Source organism: Methylomonas koyamae, from assembly GCF_006483455.1.
Taxonomy (GTDB): domain Bacteria; phylum Pseudomonadota; class Gammaproteobacteria; order Methylococcales; family Methylomonadaceae; genus Methylomonas; species Methylomonas koyamae_B.
On sequence record NZ_PPPU01000011.1, the window covers coordinates 55,402 to 79,561 of the forward strand.

General features: G+C 59.7%; 20 protein-coding genes. 7 read left to right on the top strand and 13 right to left on the bottom strand.

Going from position 1 to position 24,160, the window contains the following annotated elements; all coding sequences use genetic code 11:
• Window positions 1-11: 11 nt before the first annotated feature.
• Window positions 12-4,469: a PAS domain S-box protein gene (locus tag C2U68_RS05760; RefSeq protein ID WP_140911564.1), complete on the bottom strand. Its 4,458-nt coding sequence runs from the start codon at window positions 4,467-4,469 to the stop codon at window positions 12-14.
• Between the two features lie 211 nt (window positions 4,470-4,680).
• On the opposite strand from C2U68_RS05760, the gene C2U68_RS05765 reads away from it, so the two are divergent.
• The 3 genes from C2U68_RS05765 to C2U68_RS05770 all read left to right on the top strand — a co-directional run bounded on the left by C2U68_RS05765 (window position 4,681) and on the right by C2U68_RS05770 (window position 7,111).
• The gene (locus tag C2U68_RS05765) at window positions 4,681-6,384 is read left to right on the top strand and encodes an exo-beta-1,3-glucanase (protein WP_140911565.1); all 1,704 of its coding nucleotides are present in this window, start codon (window positions 4,681-4,683) and stop codon (window positions 6,382-6,384) included.
• Window positions 6,381-6,548, top strand: a complete 168-nt coding sequence (locus C2U68_RS21115) for a hypothetical protein (protein ID WP_186289507.1) — start codon at window positions 6,381-6,383, stop codon at window positions 6,546-6,548. Before C2U68_RS05765 ends, C2U68_RS21115 begins: the two co-directional genes overlap by 4 nt.
• A 131-nt stretch (window positions 6,549-6,679) precedes the next feature.
• Window positions 6,680-7,111 (top strand): desulfoferrodoxin family protein, encoded by a 432-nt coding sequence (locus C2U68_RS05770; protein WP_140911566.1) that lies wholly within the window; start codon window positions 6,680-6,682, stop codon window positions 7,109-7,111.
• 177 nt (window positions 7,112-7,288) lie between these two features.
• On the opposite strand, the gene C2U68_RS05775 is transcribed toward C2U68_RS05770, so the two are convergent.
• The 6 genes from C2U68_RS05775 to C2U68_RS05800 all read right to left on the bottom strand — a co-directional run bounded on the left by C2U68_RS05775 (window position 7,289) and on the right by C2U68_RS05800 (window position 16,317).
• Entirely contained in the window at window positions 7,289-10,393 is a 3,105-nt protein-coding gene (locus C2U68_RS05775) for an efflux RND transporter permease subunit (protein ID WP_140911567.1), read from the bottom strand.
• A 114-nt stretch (window positions 10,394-10,507) separates the two neighbouring features.
• Window positions 10,508-11,623 carry an efflux RND transporter periplasmic adaptor subunit gene (locus C2U68_RS05780; protein ID WP_140911568.1) on the bottom strand — a complete coding sequence of 372 codons (1,116 nt, stop codon included), beginning with the start codon at window positions 11,621-11,623 and terminating at the stop codon, window positions 10,508-10,510.
• Complete coding sequence (locus tag C2U68_RS05785; RefSeq protein WP_140911569.1) at window positions 11,620-13,086, bottom strand: efflux transporter outer membrane subunit; 1,467 nt, start codon at window positions 13,084-13,086, stop codon at window positions 11,620-11,622. Before C2U68_RS05785 ends, C2U68_RS05780 begins: the two co-directional genes overlap by 4 nt.
• A complete protein-coding gene (locus C2U68_RS05790; protein ID WP_140911570.1) occupies window positions 13,083-13,736 on the bottom strand; it encodes a TetR/AcrR family transcriptional regulator C-terminal domain-containing protein in 654 nt (217 codons plus the stop codon). The genes C2U68_RS05785 and C2U68_RS05790 overlap by 4 nt, the downstream gene beginning before the upstream one ends.
• Before the next feature lie 416 nt (window positions 13,737-14,152).
• A complete protein-coding gene (gene eutC, locus C2U68_RS05795) occupies window positions 14,153-14,938 on the bottom strand; it encodes an ethanolamine ammonia-lyase subunit EutC (RefSeq protein ID WP_140911571.1) in 786 nt (261 codons plus the stop codon).
• Window positions 14,938-16,317, bottom strand: a complete 1,380-nt coding sequence (locus C2U68_RS05800) for an ethanolamine ammonia-lyase subunit EutB (protein ID WP_140911572.1) — start codon at window positions 16,315-16,317, stop codon at window positions 14,938-14,940. The genes eutC and C2U68_RS05800 overlap by 1 nt, the downstream gene beginning before the upstream one ends.
• Window positions 16,318-16,507: 190 nt before the next feature.
• On the opposite strand from C2U68_RS05800, the gene C2U68_RS05805 reads away from it, so the two are divergent.
• From C2U68_RS05805 to C2U68_RS05820, 4 genes are all read left to right on the top strand, one after another.
• Window positions 16,508-16,720, top strand: a complete 213-nt coding sequence (locus C2U68_RS05805; protein ID WP_140911573.1) for a DUF6447 family protein — start codon at window positions 16,508-16,510, stop codon at window positions 16,718-16,720.
• 22 nt (window positions 16,721-16,742) lie between these two features.
• On the top strand, window positions 16,743-17,582 hold the full coding sequence (locus C2U68_RS05810; RefSeq protein ID WP_260839230.1) for an endonuclease/exonuclease/phosphatase family protein: 840 nt from the start codon (window positions 16,743-16,745) through the stop codon (window positions 17,580-17,582).
• Window positions 17,583-17,688: 106 nt separating this feature from the next.
• Window positions 17,689-18,228, top strand: coding sequence for a hypothetical protein (locus tag C2U68_RS05815; protein WP_140911574.1), 540 nt, complete (start codon window positions 17,689-17,691; stop codon window positions 18,226-18,228).
• Between the two features lie 161 nt (window positions 18,229-18,389).
• Window positions 18,390-19,232: a class I SAM-dependent methyltransferase gene (locus C2U68_RS05820; protein WP_260839231.1), complete on the top strand. Its 843-nt coding sequence runs from the start codon at window positions 18,390-18,392 to the stop codon at window positions 19,230-19,232.
• 148 nt (window positions 19,233-19,380) lie between these two features.
• Here the strand turns inward: C2U68_RS05820 and rluB are convergent, their stop codons facing one another.
• From rluB to tsaB, 6 genes are all read right to left on the bottom strand, one after another.
• Window positions 19,381-20,181, bottom strand: coding sequence for a 23S rRNA pseudouridine(2605) synthase RluB (gene rluB, locus C2U68_RS05825; RefSeq protein ID WP_260839232.1), 801 nt, complete (start codon window positions 20,179-20,181; stop codon window positions 19,381-19,383).
• Window positions 20,129-21,022: an SMC-Scp complex subunit ScpB gene (gene scpB, locus C2U68_RS05830; protein ID WP_313901402.1), complete on the bottom strand. Its 894-nt coding sequence runs from the start codon at window positions 21,020-21,022 to the stop codon at window positions 20,129-20,131. Before scpB ends, rluB begins: the two co-directional genes overlap by 53 nt.
• 223 nt (window positions 21,023-21,245) lie before the next feature.
• On the bottom strand, window positions 21,246-22,067 hold the full coding sequence (locus C2U68_RS05835; protein WP_140911575.1) for a segregation and condensation protein A: 822 nt from the start codon (window positions 22,065-22,067) through the stop codon (window positions 21,246-21,248).
• 2 nt (window positions 22,068-22,069) lie between these two features.
• The gene (locus tag C2U68_RS05840; protein ID WP_140911576.1) at window positions 22,070-22,723 is read right to left on the bottom strand and encodes a site-2 protease family protein; all 654 of its coding nucleotides are present in this window, start codon (window positions 22,721-22,723) and stop codon (window positions 22,070-22,072) included.
• A 5-nt stretch (window positions 22,724-22,728) separates the two neighbouring features.
• Window positions 22,729-23,349 carry an L-threonylcarbamoyladenylate synthase gene (locus C2U68_RS05845; protein WP_140911577.1) on the bottom strand — a complete coding sequence of 207 codons (621 nt, stop codon included), beginning with the start codon at window positions 23,347-23,349 and terminating at the stop codon, window positions 22,729-22,731.
• Between the two features lie 117 nt (window positions 23,350-23,466).
• Window positions 23,467-24,156, bottom strand: a complete 690-nt coding sequence (tsaB, locus tag C2U68_RS05850) for a tRNA (adenosine(37)-N6)-threonylcarbamoyltransferase complex dimerization subunit type 1 TsaB (protein ID WP_140911578.1) — start codon at window positions 24,154-24,156, stop codon at window positions 23,467-23,469.
• Window positions 24,157-24,160: the final 4 nt, after the last annotated feature.

Here is a 24,160-nt window from a genome sequence, read left to right on the forward strand (position 1 = left end):
GCCGCAGGGCGTCAACCGGGACGGCCTCGATTCAACTCGGCGATGGCCCGCTGCAAGGCCTCGATCAACTCTTCGGCTTGGCGCAACGCATGCTCGTCGCCAAGCCGGACCGAACGCAACACCCGAATCGCAACCGCTTCCAACTCCGGCGCGCAGACATTGCCGGCCATGCCTTTTAAATTATGAGCCATCTCCTTGATTACCTCTAAATCCCGGCTTGCCAGCGCTTGGCGCAATAGTTCGGCATCGCCTGCGTGGTGCTCGGCCGCCATACGAATCAAACGGTCGACGAAATCGGTTTGATTCGGAAACTTTTTGGCAAGCGCCGGCCAATCGACTGCCGGCAATGGCGTCGGCTCCGCTTGGCCTAAACTCAACGGCGCCAAGCCCGGATTGGCACCGGCATTGCCAATCTGATCGCGCAAGGCCGACACCAGGGTTTCGATATCGAGCGGTTTGGTCAAAGTCGCCGCCATTCCTGCCGCCAAACAGCGCCTATGTTCTTCTTTCAGGGCGTGAGCGGTCTGGCCGATCACCGGCAGCGCCGGCGCAATTTGCCTGATGAGCCGAGTTGCTTCGAGCCCGTCCATCTCCGGCATCTGTACATCCATCAACACCAGATCGAAGTTCTGCGCCGCGTGTTGCACTGCTTCGACGGCCAAACGCCCGTTAGCGACCATCTGCACCTCGGCGCCTTCCTGGCGCAGAAAATCCTCCAGCACCAACTGATTGATCGCATTGTCCTCGGCGGCCAGTATCCGCAGGCCGGCCAGACGCCTTTCGCCGGTAGTGCGGGTGATGGCAACCGGATTGTCGCAGTGATCGATCAGCCGTAGCGGTAGGCGCAGAGTAAAGGTGCTACCCACACCCAGTCTGCTGTCGACCTCGAGCGTACCGCCCATCATTAGCGCCAGACGCCGGCTAATCGCCAGGCCCAGGCCGGTGCCGCCGAATTTGCGGGTGGTGGCGCTGTCGGCCTGTTCGAACGCCTCGAACAATCGAGCCAAATTGGATTCGGCAATACCGATGCCGGTATCGCGGACGCGAAACACCAACTCGCCGCCCTCGCAGCTGCCGCTTAGGCAGATTTCGCCGGTCTGGGTAAATTTGATGGCGTTGGCAATCAGGTTGATCAGGATCTGGGAAATTCTGACCGGATCGCCCAGGCAGGCCTTGGGCAATGCGTCGTTTTGGACTAGCAATTTCAGTCCCTTAACGGCGCCGGCCTCGGCAAAGGTTTGCAAGGCGGTGTCGGCCAAATAGCCGGGATCGAGCGGCACGCTTTCGATTTCCAGCTTGCCGGCTTCGATTTTGGAAAAATCCAGAATATCGTTGATGATGGTCAGCAACAATTTGCCGGAATCGAGAATACGGGAAAATATCTCCTGGGTTTCGCCTCGGCCCACACTGTCGCGGTAACCGATCTGGGCCAAACCGAGCACGCCGTTTAGCGGCGTGCGGATCTCATGCGACATATTGGCCAAAAACTCGCTTTTCAGCCGCGCCAATTGCTCGGCGGCCCGGCGCGCGTCTTCCCTGGCCTGATCCGCCAAGTAACGTTCGGTATTGTCGTAGAAGCTCATTACCGCGCCAGACAAGCAGTCGCCGTTCCAAACCGGCTGCGTGGCAACGGAAACTTGCAGCGCATGGCCGCCGGCACGCCAAAACACCTCGCTGTCCAGCCGCAACTCCTTACCGGCAACAACCGCATGGAACAAAGGGCAGGCTTCGGCAGCACAACGCCGGCCGTCGGCCCGCCGGTAATGAATCACGTCGTGCACGTTGCGGCCCAATATGTCTTCGACCGCATAGCCCAACAATTGCGCCGCGGCCGGATTCGCCATCCGCACCAAACCCTGGGCATCCAGTTCGAATATGCCTTCCGCGGCCGACTCGACCACTTGCCGGTAGCGTTGTTCCGCTTGCCTGGCTTCCCCGGTGCGGGCTTCGACCAGGCGCTCCAGATGAAACCGGTGTTTTTCCAGTTCGGCTTCGGCCTGCTTCAGATGAGTCACATCGGAAACGATTGCATAAAATCCCCTGACCTCGTGGTCCCTGATATCGGGAATGTATTGCACCATGGCATGACGTCCCGGGCGGTCGTTACGCGCCGGGTATTCGGTATCGAATACCTGTTTTTCGCCGCGCAACACCGCTGCAACCCGAGGCAGATTGCTCGGATAAACCCCCTCCGGCAACACTTGGCCCATGTGTCTACCCCGCATCACTGCGGGATCGATGCCGAACCAATCCGCGTAAGCGGCGTTGCCGAAGCGATTGACCAAATCTTTATCCCAGTACCCGATCATGGCCGGGACATTATCGAGGATGGTACGGTAAAAAACTTCCCGCACCGCCAGTTCCGCTTCTTTGGCCTTGAGCGCCCGCAGATCGAAAATCGTTGTCATCAGACCGAGAAAATTGCCTTGGGCATCGCGGATACTGGACACGGTCAGAAACACCGGCACGGCACTACCGTCTTTGGCTTGCCGCACAACTTCCCGCGCGCAACCGCCCTGCTCGAAAGCCTGCCGCAATATGTCCAGTTGTTCGACTCTGCTGTCCGGGTCGTCCGGCACCAAAAAACTCGGGTGGCGGCCGCAGACCTCATGCTCGGCATAGCCGAATAATTGCAAAAACGCCGGATTGACAAATTCAATGGTGCCGTCGGCAGCGGCGATTACATTGGGAGCCGCGGATTGACGCAAGGCCTCCGACAGGCGGTAGCGTTCGCTCTCCGCGGCCTTGCGTTCGGTAATGTCCTCACTGAAGAAAACAACGCCGCCGACCGAACCATCTCGCGCCGGCCATGGCCGTACCTCCCATTTCAACCATTGCACGCTGCCATCGCTACGCCGGAAACAATCCTCGTCTTTGCGGATCACCTCCCCGGCTAGGCCGCGGCGATGAACAGCTTTCCAGTCGTCGCCGATCTCCGGAAACACGGCATAATGCGATACGCCGGACAGTGCGGTGTCGCCCAAGCGGTAATCCTCGCGCCAGCGTTTGCTGGCCGCCAGGTAACGCATGTCCCGGTCGAACATCGCCAATGCCGCCGGCGCATGTTCGATCAATATCCGCAACCGCTCCTCGCTGTCCGCCAAGGCGTCTTCGGCCCGTTTGCGCTGAGTAATATCCAACACCGACAACAACATTTCGTCGCCCAACCGGACCCGGCCGAGCAGTACGGTTTTGATGCTGCCGTCTTTACTGCGCACCGACAACTCGGATTGGGTTAACTCGGTTTCCACCAGTTCGGCCCACCGCTGCCGGCAGAGTTGGAGTTGCTGCAGACTCGATTCGGGATCGGCGATCACTTTATCCCGCCAATCTTCTATGCTGGACAATTCGTCCGGCCCATAGCCAAACAGTTTGACGAATTCGCGGTTCATCGAGACGAAGGCGCCATCGCGGTTGCTGGTGGAAAAGGCCACGGGCGACTGCTCGTACATCCGGCGGAAGCGGGTCTCGCTGGCCGCCAACGCTATTCGCTGTTGCTCGATGGTATCCATCAAGCGTTTGCGCTCGGTCACGTTGCGGGCAACGGCAAACATGCCGATCGGCGATCCGTTACGGCCGACGACCGGCCCTTTGATGGTTAAAAACTCCAGGACTAAACCGTCCCGGTTTTCCAGATGCTCGTCCAGCATGATCGGTTTGCCGCTGAGCATCGCCGCCCTATCGTTGGTCATGAAGGCCATCCCGACCTCCACCGGAAACAAGGCCAAGTCGTCTTTGCCGATGATTTCCGCGAGCGGTTTGCCGATGAATTCACAGGTGGCGGCGTTGGCCAGCACGTATCGGCCCAGTGCATCCTTGGCGAATACCGCATCCGGGGTACCGTCGACGATGGCTTGCAGCAGGTAGCGGGTGGCTTGCGCTTCCGCCAAGGAACGCTGCAAGCGCCCGCTCAGCGACGACAAGGTAATTCCCGACAGCAGAAAAATCGCCAATTGCAAACTTTCCACCGCCGGTACCACCACGAAACTGTCCAGCGGCAGCAGGAGCCGATAGCAGACGAAACCGGTCGACAGCAGCGTCGCGGTAAACCCTGGCCCGCTGCCGCCGAGCAAGGCACTGAACACGACCGGGATCATGAATAGCACCAGCATCGGTCGCTGGCCGAACGGCATGGCGAACTCTTGCCTGACCCAAATCGTCGCCAGCGTAATGCAGACGGCAAACAGGTACATGGGCCAGCGCCGCGGTTTATCGAGAAAACCGGTTACCGCCGAATTCAGATGGGATTGGGCCTGATCGGCTGCCGAAGCGGTCGCGACCGAATTCAATGCAAAAAACAGAAAACCGGTAGTGACAACGACGAACAACACCCCTTTTGCGGTCGAAAACCAGACCACAGATTCGGTGTCGGTAATTTGAGCCAACAAGGTGTCGGATAAAAATATCCAGGCCAAACCGAGTATCAGGTAAGCCGTCGTTGCAAACAAAATAAATCGGTTTCTCGCCATGCCAAAATGTTCGAATGGTCCGGATAAAGGGATCGCTTGCCACGGGCCGATACCCGCCCGCCTATTTCGATAATTTTGGCACAGTTTAAAATTCCTTCATCGGCAATAGATTCGAGCGGCCGTTGCCGTCATCACTATTGCAGCCGCGGACATCGGCACCGCAACGGCCGGTGTATAATCGCCGAATTCATTATCGGCTTCCCTCATCCGCATGTCTTCGCTCAAAGTCCTGCTCTGCCTGCTACTCGTTTTCGTCGCCCACGGCTCCATCGCTTGGTATCGCAACCAACCGCAAGCGGCCGGCCCGGACGTGCCGTCCGGCAAATTGCGCAGCCTATCGTTTGCGCCTTACCACGCCGGCTTTAGCCCGATCGCCCAAAAATTTCCGTTGCCGGAGCATATCGACACCGACGCCCGGCTGATCGCCGACAAAACTTACACCATTCGCACCTATTCCGTGCGCGGCGGCATGCAACCGACACCGGAATACGCCCGCCAATACGGTTTGAATATGATGATGGGCGCCTGGCTCGGCGACGGCCACCCGGAAAACAAAGTCGAAATCCAGAGCCTGATTCAAGCCGCCAACCAGCACCCGGACGTCGTAACCCGGGTCATCGTCGGTAATGAAGTGTTATTGCGCAAGGACATGGATATCGACACGCTGATCGCTTACATCCGCCAGGTGAAGCAAGCGGTGAAACAACCGGTGACCTATGCCGACGTCTGGTCCAGTTACATGCAATATCCGCAACTGTTCCAGGAAGTGGATTTCATCACCGTGCATATCCTGCCTTACTGGGAAGACGAACCGGTCGCGATCGAACACGCAGCGGACCACGTCGAAAAAATCGTGCGCCAGATCGAAGAAAAGGCCCGCAGTATGGGCGTCGACAAACCGATTCTGATTGGCGAATCCGGCTGGCCCTCGCTCGGCAGGCAGCGCGGCGCCGCAGTACCCGGCGTGGTCAACTCGGCGCGTTATATCCGCGATTTGATTCAGGTCGCCAACCGCCACGGTTTCGATTACAACATCGTCGAAGCTTTCAATCAGCCCTGGAAAAGCCACAACGAAGGCGTGGTCGGCGCCAATTGGGGCTTACTGGACATAGACCGCGAACCGGTGTTTCCGCTGACCGGACCGGTACAGGAAAATCCGGACTGGCTGCAGCAGTTCGGCTGGGGCGCGGCGCTGAGTCTGGCCGCGGCCGGCATCGGCCGGCGGGCTTTACAACATTTGGCCTGGCCGAAGCTAACGGCGTATCTGCTGCTGATCCAGGTATTCAGCGGATGCCTGGTGCATCTGGCCGACTTATCCTGGGAGACCAGTTACAGCGTCTGGCAACAGGCCTACACGCTGATCATGATATGCGGCAATGCGGCACTCGCCGGCCTGCTGCTGATCCAGGTTTACGCCGCAGTAGCCGAGCGAGCCGTTCCGGCCCCCTGCCGCGTAGCGCTGCAAACCGGGTACTTGCTGTTCATGGCGTTGGCCGTCGCAAAAACCTATCTGCTGGCGTTCGACGGCCGCTATTTGAGTTTTCCGGTCGAGCAATTCACGATTCCGGCCGTGGGGATCGCTGCGCTAGCCGTATGCCGCCGGCTCGGCGACTTGACGACGAATAGCGGGGCCGAGGCCGGCAAATACAGCGGCCGCCTGGCATTTTTGTTGGGCTTGGGCATATTCGGCGTCGTCGCCGGCGAAACCTATTCCTTCATGTCGGCCTACGACTTTATCCAGGCCCACCCCAGCATCGGCGAGGGCCTGCCGGTCGCGCTAGGCTATACCTTGCAGAACCGGCAATTGCTGGCTTGGCTGGTCTGCATCCTGATTCTGGCGTTACCGTACTGGCCGAAACCGAGCGGCAAGCCGCAACCAGCCGGCGATGCCCGCATTAGCGGAGAACCACAATGAAAGCCTCCTCCGCGACCCGATTCAAATGCGCTGCCGTGTTTTTAGTGTTCATGATTTTTAGCGTCGGACCGATTCCGATCACCAGCACACTGGGCTTATACGTGGTTATTTTCCGGCCGCGCTGGTTTAAAGAACTGGTTAACCGCGTCTACGCCGACGATTAATTGGCCGCCCGGATTCCGTGTTATCCCAGCTCCGGCAAGTCTAAGCGGTTTACCCGGCCGGATTTATCCATTATCGTTAGCTACCGGGCCGAATCGCCCACATCCAGCCATCACAACCCAGGAAAATTATTATGGAACGTCGCGATTTTATTAAATTCAGCGCGGCCGGCGCGGTAGCCGGCCTGGCCCTTCCCCACGCTGCTTCGGCGGCAGCCGGCGCGGTACCGACACCGCCGGGGGACCTGTTCTACACCAAGGACGCTCAGGGCCGCTGGGCCGGAAAGGCTGCCACCCACTTGCCGGTGATCGAGGCGACCAAAGACGGCGGCAAAATCAGCATAAAAGTCACCACCCCGCACGAAATGAAAGGATACGAGCATTACATCGTCAAACACGTGCTGCTGGACAAGGACTACAAATTCCTGGCCGAACACATGTTGGACCCAAGTAAAGACCCGGTGCCGGTTTCGACCTTTAGTTTGGACGGCTATGTCGGCACGCTGTACGCCCTGAGTTTGTGCAACAAGCACGATTTGTGGATCAGCAGCGCCGAGATTGCCTGATTCCTGCGCCCCCGGATCGGGGAAAGTATCCGGGGGCCTATTGCCGCAGTTAAACAGCCTGCCGGCGCAGTCGCCTGGCACCACCCCTTAAAATCAATGCCTGGAGATTTGGGAGAGCGGCATGATTGCTCTCCCCTCAGCGCCCGCTCAAGTTTGGTCTCCAACTCGTTAAACCGGTTATTCGGCCAATCCGTATCTTGCATCGCGACCATCGTTTCCGGGTCGAACCGAAGCAAAAAGACGGCGGGCGAAACTCAACAGGTCGTCGATCGCGGTGTAGGCTACCGGAATCACCACCAGACTCAGCGCGGTCGATGTCAGCAAGCCGCCAATCACGGTAGTCGCCATCGGTGCCCGGAAACTCGGGTCCGCGCCCAGACCCAGCGCGATCGGCAGCATGCCGGCACCCATCGCGATCGTCGTCATCAGGATCGGTTGCACCCGCTTGCGGCAACTGTCGATCACCGCCTCCAGCCGGCTCAGGCCGTGTTCCCGGCGGGCAATCATCGCGTATTCGACCAGCAGGATCGAGTTTTTGGTGACGACGCCCATCAGCATCAACAGCCCGATCACACTCGGCATCGCGAAGCTGCCGCCGGTCATCAGCAAGGCCAGAAAAGCCCCGCCCAGCGATAAGGGCAGCGCGCCGAGAATGGTCACCGGCTGACTGAAGTCGCCGAACAACAGTACCAGCACCACATAAATGCACAACACGCCAATGGCCATCGCCCCGCCGAAACTGCCGAACAACTCGTTCATCCGTTGCGCATCGCCCGATTCTATCGTGCGCACGCTGGCCGGCAGATTTTGCAGCGTCGGCAATTGCATGGCCTCGGCCAGCACGTCGCCGACCGCCCGCTCGCCCAACTCGATGTCGAAGGTGGTATTGCGCATCCGGTCCAGCCGGTCGATTTGCTGCAAGCCGCCGGCCAGGCGAATGTCGGCCAGGGTGGCCAAACTGACGCTGCCGCCGCGTCCGGCCACCCGCAGTTGGCCGATTTCGTCCAGACTCCGGCGGACGGATTCGGCCAGCCGCACCCGAATCGGAATTTGCCGTTGCGGCAGATTCAGCTTGGCCATCACGTTGGAGTAATCGCCGTAACTGGCGACCCTCACCACGTCGGCCAAGGCCTCGACCGTGACTCCCAATTCGGCGGCCTTGCCGAAATCCGGAGTGATTTGAATCTCCGGGCGTTGCAGGCTGGCGCTGGAGGTAATGTTCCCGAGACCGCGCAGTTGGCGCAACTCAAGCTCGACCGCATCGGCGGCCCGGCGCAAGGCTTGCGGATCGTCGCTGGCCAGCGTCAGTTGCAATTTCTCACCGCTGCCGCCGGCACCGACGGCCACCCGCACGCCGGGCAGATCGGCCAGTTTCTCGCGAATCGCCGCCTCGACCGCCGCTTGTTTATACGGGCGTTCGGCGCGATCGCGCAAACTCAAGGTCAAGGTGGCATTGCGCACTTCGTAGTTGGTGGTCGCGGCATCCGCACCGCCGCCACCGCTACTGGAGACGCCGGCCGCGGTGAACACCTGGGTGACGTCGGGCAATTCGCGCAAGCGGCGTTCGGCCTCGACGGCGACACGGCGGGTTTGCGCCAGCGAACTGCCCGGCGGTAATTCCAACGAAACCTTGGTTTGACTGTTGTCGGCCGCCGGCACGAAGCCCTTGGGCAGCAAAGGCATCAGGCTCAAAGAAGCCACCACGAACACCACCACGCCGACGCCGACCGTCATTCGATGGCTCAGGCACCACTCGACCACCCGCAGATAAATACGCATCATCGCGCTGTCGCCGCTATCGCGTTCCGGATGCGGCTTCAGTAAATAAGCCGCCATCATTGGCGTCAGCAAGCGCGCCACCAACAACGACGCCAGTACCGCGGCGGCGGCGGTCACGCCGAATTGGCGAAAGAATTTGCCCGCTACGCCGCCCATGAACGCGGTCGGCAAGAACACCGCGACCAAGGTAAAGGTGGTGGCGATCACCGCGAAGCCGATTTCGTCGGCGGCGTCCATCGCCGCTTGCAACGGCGTCTTGCCCATCCGCAAGTGGCGGACGATGTTTTCGATTTCGACGATGGCGTCGTCCACCAAAATCCCCACCACCAAGGCCAGGGCCAGCAGCGACAGAATGTTCAGGCTGAAGCCGAAATACCACATCGCCGCGAAGGTCGGCAAAATCGACAAGGGCAAGGCGACCGCCGCGACCAGCGTCGCCCGCCAATCCCGCAAAAACCACCAGACCACAATGACGGCCAGGAAGGCGCCTTCGTAGAGCAAATGCATGGAGCCGGTAAAGTTGTCTTCGACCGGCTGCACGGTGTCGAAGGCCTCGCGGATTTGCACTTGCGGATGCGCGGCGGCAAACTCGGCCAACGCCGCGCGTACCGCTTCCGCCACGGTGACTTCGCTGGTGCCTTTGTTGCGGACGATGTCGAAGCCAACCACCGGCTTGCCGTCCAAGGTCGCGTAGGTGGAACGCTCGGCGATGGTATCGCTGATGTCGGCGATTTGGTCCAGTTTGATGTGGCTGCCGTTGCTCAGCGGAATGTCCAGGTTGCGCAGCTCGCCGGCCGTCGCCACCCGACCCATGGTGCGCACCGCTTGCACGCCGCCGCCGATATCGCCGCGGCCGCCGGACGCGTCCTGCTGAACCTTCTTCAGTTGCGTCGCCACCTCGCTGACCAGCGCGCCCAAGCCCGCCATCCGCACCGGGTCCAGGTCAACGTGCACCTCGCGATCGACGCCACCGGTGCGGGTGACCTTGCCGACGCCGGTCACCGCCAACAAGTGCTTGCTGACGTCGTTATCGACGAACCACGACAAGGCCGCTTCGTCCATGTTTTCGGCGCTGACCACGTAGGTCAAAATCGCGCCGCCGGCGGTCGTGGTCTTAGAGACGATGGGCGCCGCCATCGCCGACGGCAATTCCGAGCGGGCACCGTCCACCGCGTTGCGCACCTGATTCAGCGCCTCCTCGGAATTTTTATCGATGTTGAACTCGACCTTGATCGAAACCGAACCGTCGGTGATCGTGGTGCGCACGTGCTCGACGCCGCCGATCGCGGCGATCTTGTCTTCGATCTTGCGCGCCACTTCGGTTTCCAATTGCGCCGGCGCCGCGCCTTCCAGAGTAGCGGCGACGGTGATGGTCGGCACTTCGATGTCCGGAAAGTTTTGTTTGCCTAATTGCTTGAGACCCATGCCGCCCAAAATCGATAACACCACGAACAACAATATACTGGGCACCGGCGTACGGATGGCCCATGCGGAAAAATTCATGATTTTGCTCCCGCGCCCGAAACCGCTCGATGCGGCGCTTGGGCGCTAGTCTATGGCGATGTGCTAGACAGCGCCGGTTTAAGAGTGGCGGATATCCGCCCCGTTCGTCGGTTGTCAGGGGGCGACGCTGACGATGTCGCCGTCCTTTAAAAATGCGCCGCCGCCGGCAACCAAATGGGCATCGCCGGCAATGCCCTCGCGGATTTCCACCCAGTCGCCGACCCGGCGGCCGGTCACCACGTTGCGCTGTATCACCGTTTGAGTCCCGGTGGCGACCGAGGATTCGGCGATTTCGAACAAATAATCGCGACCGTCCCGTAACACCAGCGCGGTCTGCGGCACGACCAAGGCAGCCTGTTCGCCGACGGCGATGCTGCCTTGCAAATACATGCCCGGTTTGGCGGCGGCGCTGGGAATATCGACGTAAACCAGCGCGTTGCGGGTAGCGTCGTCCACGGTCGGCGCGGTCATCCGCACAGTGCCGCTCACCCGGCCGCCGTCCGCCAAGCTCAATTCAACGGTTTGGCCGGGCCGAATTTGGGCGAGCTGCTGGGCGTTGACCTCGGCCCGCCACTCAACCCGTCCCTGCCGCACCAGCCGGAACAACTCGGTCCCCGCTGTCACCACATCACCCAAGCCGGCGCTACGCGCCGAAATCACGCCGTCGTCCGAGGCAACGATGTGGGTCTGGCGCAAGCGAATCCGCTGGTTTTCCAATTCGGCTTCCGCCAAGGCCAGATCGGCGCGGGCGGTTTGTTCGGCGATCACGTATTCGTCGATTTTCTGCGACGATAGCGCGCCGCTGTCTTGAATTTCGCGGGCGCGGGCGGCGTCGGCGCGGGCCTTGGCCAAATTCGCCCGGCTTTTATCGACGCTGGCTTGTTGCTTGTGCAGTTCGGCAACGACGGTGTCGTCGGCCAACACCGCCAAATCCTGACCGCGCTTGACCCGGTCGCCAACATCGACCAAGACTTGCTTGATGCGCAAACTGCCGATTTCGGCGCCGATTTTGGCTTCCTGCCAAGCCGCTACCGCGCCGTTGACCTTGATCGTGGTCGGCCAGTCTTGCCGGCTCGGCGTCAGCGTTTCCACGGCCAGCACCGCCTTGGTTTTGGCGACAACCTCAGCCGGCGCCGGTTTGGCGGCGAATGCCAGCACGGCGATGCTCAAACCGGCCAGCGTCAGGCCGACAAACCAGGTTTTAAGGTGTAGCGTTTGCCGTATCTTCATAATTGTTCCTCGTGCCGGGCGTCGCCGACGCTCAATTGCGTATCCTGGGCGCGCCATCCGCCACCCAGAGCCTTGTAAAGTGCGATCCAGTACTGCACGCGATTTTGTTGTTGAGTGATAAGGCTGATTTCCTGCGCGATCATCTGCCCGCGCGCGTCTTCCAACGACAGCAGACTCAAGCCGCCGGCCCGCCAGTTCTGCTCGGACGCTTGAAAATACCGGCGATATTGTTCGGCGCTACGGGCTTCGACGCTTTCGCGTTGCTCGGCGCCGCTCAGATTAACCAAGGCTTGCTCGACCTCCTTGACCGCGGCGCGAATGTCGCTCCGGTACGTGGCCAGCGCGCCGGCATAGGCGGCTTCGGCACTATCGACCTTGGAGCGCAATTCGCCGCCGTCGAAGATCGGCAAGCTCACGGTCGGGCCGATCGACCAGGTGTTGCTGCTCAGGGTCAAGCCGGTGGTTTCGGTTTTGCGCTTGCCGATCGAACCGGTCAGGCTGACGCTGGGATAGCGCTTGGCGACCGCGTTGCCGATGTCGGCGCTGGCCGCCGCCAGCTTGCGCTCGTCGGCGGCCAGATCAGGACGCTGAGTCAACAGATCGGCCGGCACGCTATCCACCCGGAATTGGGTCGGGGTCGGTATGCCGCCGCCACGATCCAACCAAGCGCGCAACTCGGCCTCGGCCAGACCGGTCAACGCCACCAAGGCCTTGACCGTGTTGTCGCACTCGACGCGTTGGGCGATCAGACTGGATTCGCTGGCGTGCAGGCTGGCCTCGGCCAAAACCGCGTCGGCGGGCGACGAAAAGCCTGCATGAGCCAGAGTGCCGGTCAGGCGGGCAGTATCCTGCTTTGAGTCAATTGCGTTTTGATAGGCCGCCGCGGTCAGTTGGCAGGCCCGGTAACCGACGTAATCGCTCGCCACTTCCGCCGCCAAACTCACTTTAGCGTTGTGCAATGCCAATTCAGCCGCATCCAGCCGGGCCTGCTCGGCTTGGCGACCGAAGGCGAATTTGCCGAACAAATCCAGTTCCCAACTGGCGTCCAGACTGCCGGACAGAAGTTGGGTAATCCCGCTGTTGAACCCAGTGCCGATAGCACCGCTGGTTTGGCCGTTGATACCGTTGGAGGTGCCGCCCTTGGACCGGCTGAACGCGCCATTTGCCGTCAGGCCGGGCATGCCGCCCGCCTCCGCGCCGGCCAGACTGGCGCGCGCCGAAGCGATGCTCGCCACGGCTTGATCCAGCGTCGGATTATCCTGTTCGGCGGCCTGCAGCAAGCGGGTCAACACCGGATCGTTGAACTGGCGCCACCAGTCCAGCCGTTCCGCCGCGCCGTCGGCCTCGGTGCGTCGAACTTGCCATTGCGCCGGCGTGTCGACAGCCGGCCGAACGTAATCGGGAAACACGCTGCAGCCGGCCAGCGCGCCGCCGGCCAATATGGTCATGATCGCGGCCTTCATGACGGCCTCCGGCCGGCGATACCGTATAAAAACACCTGCACTACGAATTCGACGTGGGCGCGAGCATCCCAATCTGTTTCCAGAATGCCGAACAAGGCTTTGTTTCGCGGTTCGGCAATCAACATTTCCAAAAACAAGGCCGCCGCCGGCTCGAACTCCGCTGCCGACAGCACGGTATCCCCGGCGTGCCGGTGCAGGTAAGCGGCGATCATCTCTTGAATGCGCTTGGGGCCGGTGTTCTTGATCAGTTCACTCAGTTCCGGAAACCGGCAGGCTTCGGCGACGCCCATCCGGTAAAACGAGATCATGTCGGCCTGCATGACTTTGCCCAGCAGCTTTTCGCCGAGCGCGATCAAGCCGTCGCGGCACGCCAGATGCTCCAAATTTTCGATACCTTGCATTTCGGAAATGTCGGTTTCGACCAGCCTATCGACTGACGCCAGCATTAGCTCGGCCTTGTTTTTATAGCGTTCGTAAATGGTCCGGGTCGAAACCCCGGCCGCCGCCGCGATTTTGGCGATACTGGCGGCGGCATAGCCCTCGCGCATGAACTGTACCAGCGCCTGATCCAGCAAATGATCGTTGCGCTCGGCTTCGGTACCGGCTTTCGGCCTACCCACTTTAGGTTTGTTCGTCGTTTCCGCTGCCATCGTCTGCTCCGGTAAATAAAAATAAAACGTTTCGTTTTTATTATTTCCGAACAAACTCTGTTTGGCAAGCACCACATCGAAATATTTATCACTGTTTCTGAACCTTATGCAGTGGAACGGCGACTAATCGGCTTTAGCGATGAATCCGGAAAGCATTGCGGAGGGAGGGAGGTGCGAAGTTCATGCGCAGGAAGGGCTATTCGAGAACCGAGCGCTGATTTCTGAGCAGCAAAAACACGGGCGATTTTTTACCTGAAAAACTCGAACGGCTCAGGTGGCGCAAATCCGGAGCAAAACGCCCCTACGCCAAACCATTTGCCGACTCTGATTTGCCATCTGGCGGTCAGCGCAGGCGCGGTGCGTTGGACCTTGATCGGTAAAACAGTAAGGCCGGATATCTACAACCGGACTGAAAATTAACTCAAGGGCTTGAGGTTGGCGCGACCCGGAGCGGCCGCAATAGCGATATCGTTAGTATCGTCTTTCAACGCCACGCCGGACAGTTGCCGCTGTAACGCTTGGCAGCTCAGATAAGCCAATTTGGCCGCCGCAGCGGTGTAGCTCATGCCTGCGGGTGGGCGAATATTGGAAAGACAATTGCGTTCGGCGTCGGTGCGACCCGGTTGCGGGGCGTAGGTCAAGTAAATGCCCAGACTGTCCGCCGCACTCAGACCCGGCCGTTCGCCGACGACAATCACCGCCAGTTTCGCCCCCAGCAAAGCGCCGATTTCGTCGGCGACCGCGACCCGCGCGTCCGGCACCAGGCAGATCGGGCCCAAGCTCAGCGAACACTTGGCGTAGGCCGCGACTATCGCCGCCAATAGCGCTAGGCCGTGCTGTTCGACGGCGGCTGAGGACAAGCCGTTGGTTACGACCAGCGCAACATCCGCGGCCGGCAAGTCCAGTTTTTGCAAGCTGTCGCGGCTAGTCTGGTCCAGGACGCGGCCGAGATCGGGCCGTTGTAGATAATGCTGCCGGCTGTGGATCGGCGTTGCCAAGCGCAAGGTTTGCCAACCCGTTGCCGCCAAAGCCTCGGCAAAATCGCCGACTTGCCAGGGCTGATGCACTGCGTCCCGCGCCAGCGCGTGGGCCAGTTGGAATTCGAGTTGCGCCGCGGTCGGCGTGGCGCAGCCGGCCCGGCCCTGGCCGATGCGGGCCTGAGTGTAACGCCGGAGTTCGAACCAGGGGTCGGGCGCGGACATTATTCGAGCAAGGCCGCGAACCGGCTCAACAACGGGGCTTTGGCACGCAAGTCCGCCAGCCGGTTCTCGCCGTCGAAAATGCCCATCCGCTCCAGCCAGGCTTCGAATTCCGGCGCCGGCCGCAAGCCCAGCACTTGGCGCAGATATAAGGCATCGTGAAACGAGGTGCTCTGGTAAGCCAGCATCACGTCGTCGGCGCCGGGTATGCCCATAATGAAATTGCAGCCGGCGACGCCGAGCAAGGTCAATAAGTTGTCCATATCGTTCTGGTCGGCTTCGGCGTGGTTGGTGTAGCAGACGTCGCAGCCCATCGGCAGGCCGAGCAATTTGCCGCAGAAGTGGTCTTCCAAGCCGGCGCGGAGGATTTGTTTGCCGTCGTACAGATATTCCGGGCCGATGAAGCCGACCACGGTATTGACCAGCAACGGCGAGAACTCGCGCGCCACGGCGTAAGCCCGCGCCTCGCAGGTTTGGGCGTCGACGCCGTGGTGGGCGTTGGCGGACAGCGCGCTACCCTGGCCGGTTTCGAAATACATCACCTGATTGCCGACCTCGCCTCGGTTCAGCGCTTCGGCCATCGCTTTGGCCTCACCCAACAGCGCCAGATCGATACCGAAACTACGGTTGGCCGCCTCGGTGCCGGCGATGGATTGGAACACCAGGTCGACAGGTGCGCCGCGTTGCATCAACTCCATTGCCGTCGTCACGTGGCACAGTACGCAGGACTGGGTCGGAATTTGGTAACGGCCGATTGCGTCGTCGAGCAATTCCAGTAAGGTGCGCACGTTGTGCAGATTGTCGGTGGCCGGATTGATGCCGATCACCGCATCGCCGCTACCGTAAAGCAAACCGTCGATGATGCTGGCGGCGATGCCGCGCGGGTCGTCGGTCGGGTGGTTGGGTTGCAAGCGGGTCGATAGGCGCCCGGCCAAACCCAGCGTGTTGCGAAACCGGCTGACCACGCGAAGGCGGCGCGCTACCGCGATCAAATCCTGATTTCGCATGATCTTGCTGACCGCCGCCACCATTTCCGGCGTCAAGCCGGCGGCCAAAGCCGTCAGGTCGCCGGTATCGGCCAACAGCCAGTCGCGGAATTCGCCGACCGACAACGCCGCCACCGGTGCAAAGGCCGCCGGATCGTGACGTTCCAGAATCAATCGGCTGACCTCGTCGCGTTCCGGCGGAATCAAGGGTTGCTCCAGAAACTCGCTCAGCGGCACATCGGCCAGAATTTGCTGGGCGACGGCGCGCTCGAATTCCGATTCTGCCGCCAATCCGGCCAATTCGTCGGCCGCCCGTCTGGGCGAGGCCTTGGCCATCAAGGTACGCAGATCGGCGAAACGGACGCTTCTGCCGTGTACGGTTGCCGAGTGTTGCATGGTCGAGCGGCCGCGGCCGGAAGTTGAAGATACCGATCGAGGATACGTCGGCCAGATGACCGATTTATGACAGCGGCCATTTCCGGCATGCTGCCAACGCTAACAAATTTGTAATATTTCCCGATTAAACTGGAATAAGATTCGGCCCGGCAGTCGGGCCGGCTTACTTGACCACTTCCGGATTTATTCGATGACTGACACCAACACCACTTCTCCAACCCTGACCATAGGCGACAAAACCCACCCGATCGACAGCCTTAGCGAGCTTGCCAAAGCGCAACTGGCCAATCTGCAAATCGTCGACGCCGAGATTCAGCGGCTGCAACAACAATTGGGCATCGCCCAAGTCGCGCGGGAAACCTTTCTGACCACGCTGCAAACCGAATTCGCCAAATTGGGTTAAACCGTTTTCGGCTGGAGCGGCGGTGTTTTCGCTACTGACGCTGAATCTGCATACCTACCAGCAACACCCCCGCCACAACTGCTTCGAAACCATGCACCTGCACGAACGCGAGGTGCACATCATCGCCGAAGCCGTTGCCCAACAAGGCATAGACGCGATCTGCTTTCAGGAAGTCGGCGAATACCGGTACGATCCTATTACCCAGCCTTATGGTGAGGCGCCGTCGAACATGGCATTCCGGATTTGCCGACGCTTGCGGGAATGGGGGCATTGGTTCCACATCCACCAGGACTGGAGTCACATCGGCTTTCGAAACTGGCGGGAAGGCACCGCCATACTCAGCCGCCATCCGCTGCGGCACAATTATTCGGCGTACGTGTCGCACGATTGCGGCAAAGACAATTACATGTCGCGCAATGTCACGCTGAGCTGCATCGACCTGCCCCGCTTCGGCCTGCTGCACTTGGCCAACGTGCATTTGAGCTGGGCCCACCACGGCTTCCATCAGGAATACGAACAGCTGAAATGGCTGATCGGGTCGCGTTACCATTTCGGCGTCCGCGGCGATTTGATGGTCGGCGATTTCAATGCTCCAGCCGGCGAGCAGGCCTACCATCAAATCGTCGGCAACAGCGAATACGTCGACCAATATCACGAACTGCATCCGCAGCGGTTTTACGAACCGACTTTCCGCGGCCAGATCGACGGCTGGCGCCACAGTCCGCCGCGGCGCATTGATTACATCTTCAAACGTAAGGGCCAGCCGTTGCGGGTCCGCGAAATGACGCCGATTTTCAACGACGAGTTTTATCCGGCCGTATCCGACCACTTCGGTTACCTGGCCCGCTTCGAATTGTTTTGAGCCGGAGGCGTTTGGCTTGCGTCAAATAACCGTAACCGGACCTTAACCGTCCTGTCACGGCCGCGCCCTAAAATCCAGGCTTTATTCCCGGCTCCGGACACGTGCCATGACAATCCGTATTCTGATTTTGTTGGCGATGGGCTGGCTGGGTGGCTGTGCGACCAGCGCCGACCGGCACGCGGCATGGCCGGCCAGCTTGCCGGCGCAAGCCGGGTTTGCCGAGTTTTACCTGCAAGACCACCGCAATGCCGAGCTGCAAAGCCTGGACCAATACCTGGCCTGGGTCGAACGTTTTTACCAGGGCTGGGACCTGTATCCGACCGGCTGGAACCAAATCAGCCGGGATTTGGCCGGCAAAATTACAGACCCCGGCGTCAAACGCGAAATAGCAGCCAAACTGCGCCGATTGGGCATCGCCATCGCCGCAGAATGGGCCAAAGACAATAGCGTGCGCCGCATCACGACCCGGCACGTCGGGATATGGGGTAACGCGTTGCAAAAATCGGCCGAACGCGCCGAAATCCCGAACATCGTCGACCGCGTGCTGGACGACGTCGACAACCTGCTCAACAATCGCATCGCCGCCGACGTCATCACCGAAAACCGATTCTACGCCGAGGAAGACGTGCTAAACGAAATCAATTGAGCACAAGGTATCTCGATTCGCCCGGATTAGGCTGGAAGGTCGAGATGACAAAGATCGGCACCTACCCTCCGGTTTGGCTGGGTTGACGATGGCCGCGAACACGTTATATTGAACGCCCAGGCCTCGAGCCGACTCCCTTCCCGGAAACAAGGCCGAAACCGATGGCAAGAAGCATTCATTTATGCATCCTTACCGCTTTGGCGGCCTGTACTCCGCCCAACGAAACTTCCGCGCCGGCAAGCTCTACCCTGGAAGCCGCGATCGCCGGACACTGGCGCGAGCCGGCCAACGTCGCCCGCGACATTTGGCGGCATCCGGCACAAACTTTAAGCTTTTTCGAGGTCAATCCCGATCAGACCGTGATCGAAATCATCCCCGGCAGCGGTTGGTATACCGAAATACTGGCGCCTTTCCTAAAGGAAAACGGCCATTACGTCGCGGCAGTGATCGAACCGGACAGTGCCGTTAACTCAAGTTCGCAACACTATTACCAGCGGCAACTCAAAACCCTGAAAATCAAACTGGCGCGTTTACCCCGAATTTACGGCAGACCGGAAATCCGCCGCTTCGACGAAGGCAAACCCATATTCGGCCCGCCCGGCTCGGCCGACAGGGTACTAACCTTTCGCAATGTGCATAATTGGCGGGAAAACGGTACTGCAGAACCGATGTTTCGCGGCTTTTTCGACGTGTTGAAGCCCGGCGGCATTCTGGGCTTCGTCGAACATCGGGCCAATCCGGATGCAGCCAACGGCGGCAGTGCCGGTTACACCACGCAAAGCCAAGTGATTGCCTGGGCCGAACAGGCCGGATTTGAGCTGGAAGCCGCCAGCGAAATCAACGCCAATCCGGCAGATACGAAAGACCATGAGAGCGGAGTCTGGAATTTACCGCCCAACTTCAGCCTCGGCGCGAAAAACCGGGCGAAATACGCCGCCATCGGCGAAAGCGACCGCATGACTTTACGCTTTCGCAAACCGGTAATCGATCAAGCTGAGCGGTAGCCAGCTACTGTTGATCTTAAAAACAGTTGGCCCTGTAAAACTCTTGCACTTGGACAGTCGAAGGATGGAACCGCTTTTTCAACGATCCGGGAACTGAAGCTGTTACAGACTATCCCGCGCGAGCTCAGGAAATGCGGAATTCCTCAGACTACAACCCCACAAACTCCATCAATCCCTGCAATTCCTTGGGTTCCAATTCATAAAACGAATGCGCCCTGACCCGCTCCGGCAGCGTGATGTCGCCGTAGCGGACCCGGATCAGGCGGCTGACTTTGACGCCTTGCGATTCCCATAGCCGCCTTACCAAGCGGTTGCGGCCCTGTTTGACCGTTGCGTAGTACCATTTGTTGGCGCCCTCGCCGGCGTAGAAACTGACGTCTTCGAAATGCGCCGGGCCGTCGTCCAGCTCGACGCCTTGTTTCAGACGTTCCAGCATGGCATCGTCGACTTCGCCCAGGATACGCACCGCGTATTCGCGCTCCACTTCCCGCGACGGATGCATCAAGCGGTTGGCCAATTCACCGTTGTTGGTGACCAGAATCAAGCCGGAGGTGTTGATGTCCAGCCGGCCGACCGCGATCCAGCGTCCGACCTGGAGTCGCGGCAGTTGGGTAAATATCACCGGCCGGCCTTCCGGATCGCGACGCGTCACCAACTCGCCGACCGGTTTGTGGTAAACCAACACCCGGGTCGGCTGTTCGGCGTATTTTTCCCATTTGACGATGCGACCGTTGATTTGCAAATGGTCGCCCGGTTTCAGGTGATAGCCCAATTGCACCGCGTTGCCGTTCACCAACAGCTTGCCTTCGCCGATCCAGCGCTCGATTTCCCGCCGGGAGCCCAAACCGGCGCGGGCCAGCAATTTTTGAATCCGTTCGCCGCCCGCTGTTACGTTGTCAGTGGAGGGTGACGCCTTTTTCGCCGCCGGAGCCGGTTTCGGCTTGCGCATTGGCGCCGACTTCGGTTTGCGGTTCGGTTCCATCGGCTTCCGGTGCTCCGGACGGGTTGACGGTTGGTGCGGTTTCGACGGTTTGCGATCTTTCACTGTGGTCCTGCTCGGTCTGCGGTTGCGGCGGATTACCGAAATCGAAATCGGCGATTTCTTGCAAGGTCGGTAAGTCGTTCAACGAAGTTAAATTGAAATAATCCAGAAATAGTTTGGTGGTGCCGAACAAGGCCGGCCGGCCCGGCACCTCCTTATGCGCGATCACCCGAATCCACTCCCGTTCCAGCAAAGTCTGAATGATGGAACTGCTGACGCTGACGCCGCGAATGTCCTCGATTTCGCCACGGGTCACCGGCTGACGGTAGGCGATGATGGCCAGGGTTTCCAATAGCGCGCGCGAATAGCGGGCCGGTTTTTCCTCGAATAGCCGGGTCACATAAGGCGATAGGCCTTCGCGCACCTGAAACCGGTAACCGCTGGCCAGTTGCCGGAGGCCGATCGGCCGGTCGGCGTAATCGCGGGCGATGTCTTCCAGGGCCATCTGAATCGTCAGTGTGTCCGGCTGTTCCAGTTCCGGAAAGGTCTCCTGAATCTGACGGATGGTCATCGGCCGATTCGCGGCGAACAAAATGGCTTCGACAATGCGTTTGGTGTTCATGTCGCAGTCTTTAACCCGTTCCGGCGCCGGCAAATGGCGTTCGACAATGATGGCCTGGTGTTCGCTGGCGCGGATGACGGCAGCCCATTGCGGCGGTAGGCGGGTAGAGCGGCGGCGGGCAATGATGCATTCGGATTTATGTTCGCTTTCCGGTTTACGCCAATCGCTTTGCCAAGTAGGCGGCAAGCGTACCGCACGCCGGCCCGCAGGTTTGGCAAGGAGTGCCGGCGCTTCGCGCGGCTGCAGTTGGAGTCGACGTTCGCCGCTCCAGCCGGGCGGCAACCGTACTGCCCGACGCTTGACCGGTACCAAAATTTTGACCGGCTCGGGTTTGATCCGCGGCTTGCGCGGGGCGCGAGGCTTGGTTGGCGGGCTAACATGGTCGGCAAGGTTGGCGGTTGGCGGCGGCTCAATCGCCAGTGCTGCTATTGACTCGGAAGCGGACGTGGATGCCGGCGTAGGGCTCGGGCTGGAAGATGTCGATGACTCGTTCCTTGGAGAGTTCAAGGATGGCAAGAAACGCGACAACCACCCCGTTTTTTCCTTCACCTCGGGTAAAACACGCTGGGAAAGGGAGGATATCTGCTCGGTTAAGTTTTTCCAAAATGGCTGCCATTCGTTCACGGACTGATAGAGGCTCTTTGGTTATGTGGTGGTGGCTGAGCCGTTCGGCGCGCTTCAACACGTCCTGAAAGGCCAGCAATAATTCCTTGAGTTCCACGTCCGGCAGGATCTGCCGAACGTTGACAGTCGAGGTGTCGACGCCGAATTCGAAGGTGTCGCGCTCGTTTCTGGGCAACAGATCGATTTCTTCGGCGACTTTCTTGATCGCCTCGTATTCCTGCAATTTGCGGATCAAAAACGCCCTGGGGTCTTCTTCCTCTTCCTCGCTCTCCGGCTGGCGCGGCAACAACATCCGCGATTTGATCTCGGCCAGCAAGGCCGCCATGACTAAATATTCGGCGGCCAGTTCCAAGCGCAGGTTTTCCATCATCTCGATGTAGGCAATGTATTGCCGGGTGATCTGCGCGATAGGAATGTCGAGAATATCCAGGTTTTGACGGCGAATCAAATACAGCAGCAAGTCCAGCGGCCCTTCGAAGGCGTCGAGAAACACTTCCAGCGCGTCAGGCGGAATGTAAAGGTCTTCCGGCAGTTCCTGGAAGGGTTGGCCTTGGACCAAGGCCAACGGCGCCGCTACCGGCTCGACAGCTAACGCGGTTTCGTTCAAACCTAAATTCCCGCCAGACTGAAAAACAATTGCTGGGCGTAATACAACGGGTAGGCCAGGATGTATTTCAAGACATCGGTCGCCAACAGAATCAGCAAAATCACAAAACCGAAACGTTCCAAGCGGTTGTATTGCCAGGCCCAGTAATGCGGCAGCATACCGGACAATATCCGGCTGCCGTCCAGTGGTGGGATCGGCAACATATTGATCAAGGCCAATACCAGGTTGATGCTGATGCCGGCCACGCCGCTGTAGATAAAAGGCATCGAAATAAATTCGATTTCCAGCATCACCCCCAGCCTGGCGATCAACGCCCAGGCCGCGGCCATCAACAGGTTGGACACCGGTCCGGCCAAGGCCACCCAGGCCATACCCTGTAACGGTTTCTTGAAGTTACGCGGATCGACCGGCACCGGCTTGGCCCAACCGAATACGAACCCGGTGAAAGTCAGCAGCAACAAGCCTGGAATAATCAGGGTTCCCAAGATATCGATATGCTTGAGCGGATTCACCGTCAACCGGCCTTGCGACGCCGCGGTATTGTCGCCCAACAGTTTGGCAACCCAGCCGTGAGCCACTTCATGCACGGTAATCGCAAAAATCACCGGTAAGATCCAGACCACGATGCGCTGCACCAGAGTTAATTCGTCCATCATCGCTTTTACTCCAACATCGGCGCGATACCGATACCTTGCCTGACTATTTCGATGGTTTTATCGCCGCAGGCGATTACCGTGGTCGATTGGTGTTCGATCACGCCGCCGTCAATGACCAGAGCCAGCTCTTTTTCCAGGCGCTGCCTGATTTCGTAAGGATCGGCCAGCGCATCGGTTTCGCCGGGCATGATCAGGGTAGTGGTCAGCAACGGCTCGCCCAACTGCTCGACCAAGGTTCTGGCAATGACGTGATCCGGTATCCGCACGCCGATAGTTTTCTTTTTCGGGTGTTGCAGCCGGCGCGGCACTTCCCGCGTCGCATCCAGCAAAAACGTGAACGGCCCCGGCGTCAGTTTTTTGATCAGCCGATGGGCATCGTTACCCATTTTGGTAAAGGTCGATACCTGCGATAAATCGGTACAAATCAATGTGAAATTGTGATTATCGTCCAGCCGGCGAATCGCGCGGATGGTATCCATCGCCGCCTTGTCGCCGATCTGGCAGCCCAACGCGTATGAGGTATCGGTCGGATAGGCAATCACGCCGCCGTCGCGCAGAATATTCAGGGCTTGTTGAATCAGCCGCGGCTGCGGATTCTTCGGGTGGATTTCGAAATATTGCGCCATGGGCTAGAAAGTCGGCTTAAAGAAGGTCATTGTACCGCACAAGCGGCGGAAAACCTTGCCGGACATTTGCCTTGCCGGCTAACGGCCACAACTTAACTTGCTGAATCCGTTAATTTATTACCTCTCCGACTGCTTTTTCGCGACCTTGTCGCGTAAATAGACCGGCATGGCCTGCTCCACCGGCACCGCACCGCCGTTGGCGCACAGAAATGCGCCGAGTTGGGCGATACAGGCGGCGCGCGGCCATATTGCTTCGGCTTCGACGGACAACAGCCGCTGACCTAATCGCTGCGCCAGCAGCTCGGCGTACTCGGTCCAGCCGGAGCCAACGCCATAGCCGGTTTCATCGCCGACCTGAATATCCGCGGCGGGCGTAACCGCTTCGGCGCCGAGCAATTCGGCCAAGCCCAAATCGCTACGCCGATAAACGCCCCAAAAGATCTCGCCCATCCGCGCATCCATCGCGGTGAATGCAATTTCGGGATCGCTGCGCTTATTGAAGAAATCTTGAGCAATCGCGGCCAGGGTCGATACCGGCGCCACCGGCAAATCGGCGCCGTAGGCGATACCCTGTACCACGCCGCCGGCGATGCGAACGCCGGTAAACGAGCCGGGACCACGGCTGACGGCGATGGCATCCAACTGTTGCGGCCGCAGTTGCGCCTCGGCCATCAGACGATCGATCATCGGCAGAATCAGCTTGGTGTGCTCGCGCGGGGCGATGGCAAACTCTTCCCGGATTTCGCCGTTGATGAACAATGCCGCCGAACAGGCGTCGGTCGAGGTTTCTACCGCTAGTAACTTCAAAGCC